The sequence below is a fragment of the Phenylobacterium sp. genome (genome assembly GCF_036263695.1).
In the GTDB taxonomy this organism is placed as follows: Bacteria; Pseudomonadota; Alphaproteobacteria; order Caulobacterales; family Caulobacteraceae; genus Phenylobacterium.
The window spans coordinates 1-7,377 of the sequence record NZ_DATAGM010000170.1 but is presented as its reverse complement, the minus strand read 5'-3'; the positions used below and the strand labels follow the sequence as shown (position 1 = coordinate 7,377).

Sequence of the window (7,377 nt, the reverse complement as noted above, 5' to 3'; positions counted from 1 at the left end):
CGCATTTCTGGGTGGCCAGACCACTTGTCGACAATTGTACAGTTTGGCATGTCGGCGTTATCGTCGGGGCAGCCCGGAACCAACGGGCGCTCACAACAAGGCCGCACAAGCGGTCAGGGGAGGGATCTCACATGAAGACGCGCCTGAAGCCGTGCCTGCTCGCGGCGGCAAGCAGCCTGACGCTGGGAAGCGCCGCCTTGGCTCAAACCGCCTCGACCACCCTAGACGAGGTGATCGTGACGGCTCAGAAGCGGGAAGAGTCGATTCAGGACGTGCCGATCGCCGTCTCGGCCTTCTCCGAGTCCGCGCTTCAGGATCAGCGAATCGACGGGGGCTATAATCTACAGATCGCCGTGCCCAACCTCTCGTTCACACGGGGCGGGAACGGCACCCCTAACTTCCAGATCCGCGGCGTTGGCTACCAGCTCGTCTCCACCTCCGGAGACGCAGGCGTGCTGGTGCATGAGAACAATGCGCCTCTCGTGGTGAGCCGTATCGCGGACGCCGAGTTCTACGACATGGAAAGGCTGGAGGTGCTGCGCGGCCCGCAGGGCACGCTCTACGGCCGCAACGCCACAGGCGGCGTGGTCAATATCATCACCGCCAAACCTGTCCTTGGAGATTGGAACGGCTCGATCAGCGGCGAGCTCGGCAACTTCAACACTCGTCGCTCGAAAGGCCACGTGAACGTTCCGCTCGGCGAGCAGTTCGCGTTTCGGCTAGCCGGCGCCTACCTTCAACGGGACGGCTACACCGACAACATCGTCACGGGCAACGACATCGACAGCCGCGACTTGTGGTCCGTGCGCGCGACGCTCGCGTTCGAGCCGAATGAGCGGTTCCGCGCCTGGCTGATGTGGGAGCATTTCGACGAGGACGACTCGCGGAACTCCGGCGCCAAGACGCTCTGCATCAACGACCCGGGTCCCGCCCAGGTCGGCACGACTCCGGTGACCAACGCCGCGGCGCGCAACTTCCTGAGCCCCGGCTGCCAGAGGGGGACCATCTTCCAACCCGCCGCGCTCGGGAACCCGAACAGCGTCGCGACCTTCGGCGGCCTCTTCGCCACGCTGGCGGGCCTGACCACCGGCGACACCTTCGCCGGCACGTTCAATGATCCCGACCTGAGAAAAGTGTCCTTCTATGCGGACCCGACCTACCAGGCCGAGAACGACACCTGGATCGGCAATGCGGAGTTCGACGTCACCGAGGCGCTCACGCTTTCGTTCCTGGCGTCCTTCGTGACCGACACTTCATTCACGACCGGCGGCAGCCAGGAGGCGCTCACTCGCTTCAACGTCACGCCGGTGACCCCAGGCGGGGTCTACAACGACCCGCAGGGCGGGCCCGGTTCCGGCGTTCGCACCCTGAGCTACGCGGACAACAAGGCCGAGCAATGGACGACGGAGGTCCGGCTGCAGTCGGACTTCGACGGCGCCCTCAACTTCAACATCGGCGCCTTCCTGCTGGAGCTCGATCGGGAGAACGTGACCTTCGTCTCCACCAACGCCACGAACGCCTACCGCCAACTGGTGAACAATCCCGGCCTCGGCTTCTTCGACGCCACCCCAGGCATCCCCGTCTCCGGGCTCGGCCACAACTACTACTTCTCGTACAACCCCTACCGCCTGTCCTCGAGCGCCTACTTCGGCGAGGTCTATTGGCAGGCGCTTGAGACGGTGCGCGTCACAGCCGGCCTCCGGCGAACCAAGGACGTGAAGGACCGCGAGAACTTCCCGATCCTCCTGTTCCAGCCGAATGGTGCAGGCGGACCGGGTACCGGCGGTTGGGCGCCAGGAACGATCATCCCGCAGACGGTGGAGTTCGAGGAGACGACCGGTCGTTTCGTCGTGGATTGGCAGCCAGACCTCGGCTTCACCGACCACACCTTGATCTACGCGTCCTACTCGCGCGGCTACAAGGCAGGGGGCTTCAACTCTCCCATCCTCAATGGAACGTCGCCGCCCTATGCGCCGGAAATCGTCAGCGCGTACGAGATCGGCACCAAGAACATCCTCCTGGACCAGGCGCTGCAGGTGAACCTCACCGCCTTCTACTACGACTACAAGGACTTCCAGTTCTCCCGGATCGACGGGCTCACCGCCAGCACCAGCAACGTCGACGTGGTCGTCAAAGGCGCCGAATTCGAGGGCCAGTGGCGGCCGACCGAAGCGCTGAGGCTCAACGCCAACGTCGGCTACCTTTCGACCGAGGTGCAGGAAGGCTCGTCGATCAACGCGTTCGACCGAACGCAGGGCGATCCGTCGCTGACCTACTTCAAGTCGATCAGCGCCGGCTGCGTCGTCTCGACGGCCGCGCTGGAGCGGCTGATCGCCGACATCAACGCCGGCCGTGTGCCCGCCACCGCCGTCTCGGGAGCCGGCGGCGTCTGCAACGGCGGCGGCGTCGCGGCCGCCTATGGCCTGAACCCCAAACCCGGCGTGGCGGTCAACCTGGCCGGCAAGGAGCTGCCCAACTCACCCCATTGGACCATGAGCCTCGGCGCCCAGTACACCTGGGACCTGGCCGACTGGCAGGTGGTGCTGCGCGGCGACTACTATCGCCAGACCAAGGCCTACGGTTCGATCTTCAACGGCGTCGATTTCGAGATCCCCGAGTGGGACAACGCCAACCTGAGCCTCATCCTGCGCCAACCCGCCTGGGGCGTCGAGGTGCAGCTCTACGCCAAGAACATCGCCGACGAGGACGTCGTCATCAACTACGACGTGGGCTCGGAGCAGCTCGGGCTGACGCGCGGCGTGCAGCTTCTCGAGCCGCGTCTGTTCGGCGTGGCGGTGACCAAGCGCTGGTGAGGAGAGCCGCCGGCCGCCCGCCCGGCGTTGCGCCAGGCGGGCGGTGCGGCGGATCACGGTCCCGCGGTCGGCGGGGTGTAGAACACCTGGGCGCCGGGGCCGAGCGGAAGGTCGAGGAGCACCCAACCCACCGTCATGCCGATGCCGACCACCATGAAGGCGAGGGCGTAGGGCAGCATCAGCGCCAGCAGCGAGCCGACGCCGACGGTCCCGTCCCAACGCCTGGCGAAGGCCAGGATCAGCGGGAAGTAGCTCATCAGCGGCGTCATGATGTTGGTGTAGCTGTCGCCCATCCGGTAGGCGGCGGTGGTCATCTCCGGGCTGACGCCCAGCAGCATGAACATCGGCACCACCACCGGCGAAAGCGCGCTCCACTTGGCCGAGGCCGAGCCGATGAACAGGTCCAGGAACGAGGACAGCAGCAGCACGCAGACCAGCAGCAGCGCCGGCGAGAGCGCCATGGCCTGCAGCGCCTCCGCGCCGTTGATCGCGATGATCGGTCCGATCCGCGACCAGTTGAACATCGCCACGAAGTGCGCCGCGAAGAACACGAACACGAGGTAGGGGGCCATGGTGCGCACCCCGTGCTGCATCATCTCCACGACGTCCCCCGCCGACTTCACGGTTCCCGTCGCCCGGCCGAACACCGCGCCGGTGAGCAGGAACAGCAGGAAGAAGCCGGCGATCAGCGAGGCGTAGAGCGGCTGAAGCCGCGCCGGCCCCTCCGCCTCCTCGTTGATCAGCGGCGTGTAGCCCGGCCAGAGCGCCAGGGCCGCGAACCCGAGCACCAGCAGCAGGGCGACGAGCCCGGCCCGGCGCAGCCCCTTGCGCTCGCCCACGGTGAGCTCGGCCTTCTCCAGGTCCGCGCGCAGCTCATCGTCCACGACGCCGCCCCAGGTCCCCAGCCGCGGCTCGACCAGGCGGTCCGTCACGAACCAGACGATGGGCGTGAACAGGAGGACGATGGCCAGGATGTAGTACCAGTTGCCCAGCGGATTCATCGTCCAGCTCGGCTGCACGATGCGCGCGGCCTCCTGGGTGAAGCCCAGCAACAGGACGTCGATCTGGCCCGGCATCACGTTGCCCGCGTACCCGCCGGACACTGCGGCGAACGCCGCCGCCAGGCCGGCCAGCGGGTGGCGGCCGGCGACCGCGAAGACGATGGCGGCCAGCGGGATGAAGACGACGTAGGCCGCATCCGAGGCGTGGTGCGAAACCATGCCGATGATCGCCACGATCGGCGTCAGCAACGAGTTGTGGGCGTTGCGAAGTGAGGCCCGGATCAGCGCGGAGAACAGGCCGGACCGCTCTGCGACCGCCGCCCCGATCATGATCGTCAGGACCAGGCCCAGCGGCGCAAAGCCGGCGAAGGTCCGGGGCATCTCGGAGAGCAGGCGCGCGATGTTCTCTTCTGAAAACAGGTTCGAGGCGCGGTAGGTCAGGACGCCGCCGGCCAGCTCTGCGTATTCCGGGGCCTCGTCGCCGCTGTAGGCCAGCGAGGCCTGCCAGCCGAGGCTCGAGCCCAGCCAGGAGATCAGCATCAGGGCGAGGATCAGATAGATGAAGATGATCGTGGGGTCCGGCAGCAGGTTGCCCGCCCGCTCGACGAAGCCCAAGAAACCGCGCTGGGGGCGCGACGGGGTCTGATCGGTCATCTCTTTGATCACTGCTCCGGGTCGGCGACCGCGCGCCTCCGCTCACCTGTATCGGTGAAGCCTCGCCGTCTAGGCAACTCCCGCGAGCCGCCTCCCCTATCCGTCCGCTGCGGCCTCGATGGCCTCGATCTGCGCGTCCGAGAGGCCGAAGTGGTGGCCGATCTCGTGAACCAGGACGTGGGTGATCAGCTCCTCCAGCGTCACCTCGCCGTTCTCCGCCCACTCGTCGAGGATCGGCCGGCGATAGAGGAAGACCAGGCTGGCCTGGGGCGTGGGGTCGAACACCGAGCGCTGCGAGAGATCGACGCCCTGGTAGAGTCCGGTCAGCTCGAAGGCGTCCTCGATGCCGAGCTCCGCCAGCACGTCCGGCTCGGCGAAGTCCTGCACCCGGAAGATCACCTCGCCGGTCATCTTGCGGAAAGCTTCGGGCAGGGACGCGAAGGCCGCCTGCGCCAGCCTCGCGAAATCGTCCAGGGAGGGGGCGCGCCCTATCGTCTCACTCATCCGGCACGATGATGTGGGGATTCTCCGGCAGGCGGGTCTCGAAGAGGCCGATGTCGAGGCCCTGCTGCGGCTTCACCGGCCGCAGGGGCTGGCGGGTCAGGGCGCGCAGCGCGTCACGGTCCAGGTCCTGGGCCTTGCGCCGGGCGAGCCGGGCCTGCGGGCCGTCGAGAGGCTGGTCGGCCGCGGCTGGGCGCCAGTAGCTTACCGACAGGCGCCAGACGGTGCGCGGGGCCGGCGGCGGCTCGGGCCAGCGCTTGCCATCCTTGTAGGCCGGCCGCACGGGTTTGGGAGCCCGCTTCTCGTCGGGCGCCACCACCTCCACGATACGCAGCCAGCGGTCCTCGGGCGGCGGACTAAACACCCGCCCAGGCCGGTCGTCCTCCACCTTGCCCGCATAGGCGTCCAGCGCCGCCTCTCGGGTGGAGAAGCCCGGGCCGACCAGCTGGGTTTCGAACACCGCCTGGCCTTTCAGGATCTTGGCCGCCTCGCGCTCGCGGGCGGCTCTCCCGCGAGGGGCGGCCATGGCGGCGTCGGCGTTGTCTGCGACGGGATAGAGAATGAGGCTCACCGCGCCATCATAGCGCCATGGAGCGCGATGGCGGAGCGGCCTATCTTCGCAACCAACTGATTCGCTTCCTTTCGGCCCGGCGAAGGCCGAGAAAGACCCGATGAGCGCGCCCGAACTGATCCTGGCGGCTTCGGCCGGCGCGGTCTCGCTGGCCATTTGCGCGATCCTGTGGGCGCTGGCCCAGCGGGGCCAGGCCAACGAGCGGGTCAAGGCCCTGCGCGCCGAGCTCACCGCCCTCGAGGCCCGCGCCGAAGCCGCCATGGCCTCGGCCGAGGCGTTCGATTCCGCCCTGCTCGCCGTCGAGGACGGCAAGGCCATGCTGGCTTCCGGCGAGGAGAGCTTCGCCGCCTGCGGGGCGGCCCTCGGCATCCAGGCCCCGGACGCCCAGGCGCTCGTCGGCGCCCTGATGCGCGCCGATCCCGACCACGCGCGGCGCCTGCGGGCCCTGTTCGAGCGGGGCGAGCCCTGCGCCTTCGAGGTCCGCGGCGTGCGCGGGGTGGTCTCGGTGGAAGGGCGCGCGGCCGGGGCCCTGGCCTGGCTGCGCCTCTCGGCCGTGCTGGGCGAGGAGGCGGGCCTGCCGACCGCCCCCCGCTTCGCCGCCTTCCTCGACGCCAAGCCCGGTCCAGCCTGGATCGCCGCCGCCGACGGCTCCCCGGTCTGGGCCAACCGCGCGTGGCTGCAGGCGGTGGACGCGGCCAGTCTGACGGAGGCGCAGGCCCGCCGCGCCAGCTTCGACAAGGGCGCCGACGCCCTGGCCAGCGAGGCCGCCAACCTCGGCCAGCGCCGCGAGACCGTCCGCTGGGTCACCGTCGCCGGCCGCCGGCGCGCCTTCCTGATCCTCGCCCAGCCGCTCGAAGGCGGCGGCGTCGGCGTCTGGGCCGACGACGTCACCGAAGCCGAGGAGCTGAAGGAACAGCTCAAGCGCAGCGACGCGGCGCACGACGACACGCTGAACCACATCGCCGACGCGGTGGCGATCTTCAGCCACGGCAAGCGGCTGACCTTCCACAACACCGCCTTCGCGGAGCTGTGGGGGCTGGAGCCGGCCTGGCTGGCCGAACGCCCCAGCCATGGGGAGATCCTCGACCGCCTGCGCCAGCGCCGTCGGCTGCCCGAGACCGCCGACTACGCCAAGTGGAAGGCGGCCGAGCTCGACCGCTACGAGGCGCTGGGCGCCGCGCCGGACGAGCTGTGGAGCCTGCCCGACGGGCGCACCCTGCGGGTCGTGCGCCAGCCCCACCCGATGGGAGGCATGCTGCTGTTGTTCAGCGACATCACCGGCGAGCTGAAGCTGAAGGCCCAGTACAACGCCCTGATCCAGGTCCAGCAGGCGACACTCGATAAGCTCAACGATGCGGTGGCGGTGTTCGGCTCGGACGGGCGGCTGCGTCTGCATAACGAGGCCTTCGAGCGGTTCTGGAACGTCACACCCCAGCAGCTGGACGCGGCAGGCGACTTCGAAGGCGTTGTGGAGCTGTGCGTCCCGCGCCTGCACGACATGCAGTTCTGGCGCGAGCTGAAGGGCCGCGTCGCCGACCCCGACCCTTCCGCCCGCGCGCCGATGAGCGGCGAGGTGAAGACCTCGGACTCGCGGATCGTCTCGTACCAGTCGCGGCCGCTGCCGGACGGGGCCACCCTGATCGGCTTCACCGACATCACCGACGCGCGGCGGCTGGAGAGCGCGCTGGCCGCCCGCTCGGCCGCACTGGCCGAGGCCGAGCGGCTGAAGCGGGACTTCGTCGGCAACGTCAGCTACGAGCTGCGGACCCCGCTCACCACCATCATCGGCTACTCCGAGCTGCTGGAGCGGTCCGGCGAGAACCTGTCGGAGCGGGGC

The 7,377-nt window shown here is 68.8% G+C and carries 5 protein-coding genes; 2 read left to right on the top strand and 3 right to left on the bottom strand.

All coding sequences use genetic code 11. From position 1 onward, the window contains the following. Positions 1–131: 131 nt before the first annotated feature. Positions 132–2,813, top strand: a complete 2,682-nt coding sequence (locus VHK87_RS07045; RefSeq protein ID WP_329634193.1) for a TonB-dependent receptor — start codon at positions 132–134, stop codon at positions 2,811–2,813. Between the two features lie 53 nt (positions 2,814–2,866). Here VHK87_RS07045 and VHK87_RS07040 read toward each other — a convergent pair whose 3' ends face one another. From VHK87_RS07040 to VHK87_RS07030, 3 genes are all read right to left on the bottom strand, one after another. Beyond that, on the bottom strand, positions 2,867–4,468 hold the full coding sequence (locus VHK87_RS07040) for an AbgT family transporter (RefSeq protein WP_329634192.1): 1,602 nt from the start codon (positions 4,466–4,468) through the stop codon (positions 2,867–2,869). Between the two features lie 96 nt (positions 4,469–4,564). After that, complete coding sequence (locus VHK87_RS07035) at positions 4,565–4,972, bottom strand: metallopeptidase family protein (protein WP_329634191.1); 408 nt, start codon at positions 4,970–4,972, stop codon at positions 4,565–4,567. Beyond that, positions 4,965–5,540 carry a hypothetical protein gene (locus VHK87_RS07030; RefSeq protein WP_329634190.1) on the bottom strand — a complete coding sequence of 192 codons (576 nt, stop codon included), beginning with the start codon at positions 5,538–5,540 and terminating at the stop codon, positions 4,965–4,967. Before VHK87_RS07030 ends, VHK87_RS07035 begins: the two co-directional genes overlap by 8 nt. 100 nt (positions 5,541–5,640) lie before the next feature. Here VHK87_RS07030 and VHK87_RS07025 point away from each other — a divergent pair. Beyond that, a partial coding sequence (locus tag VHK87_RS07025; RefSeq protein WP_329634189.1) for a PAS-domain containing protein occupies positions 5,641–7,377 on the top strand: 1,737 nt, incomplete at its 3' end.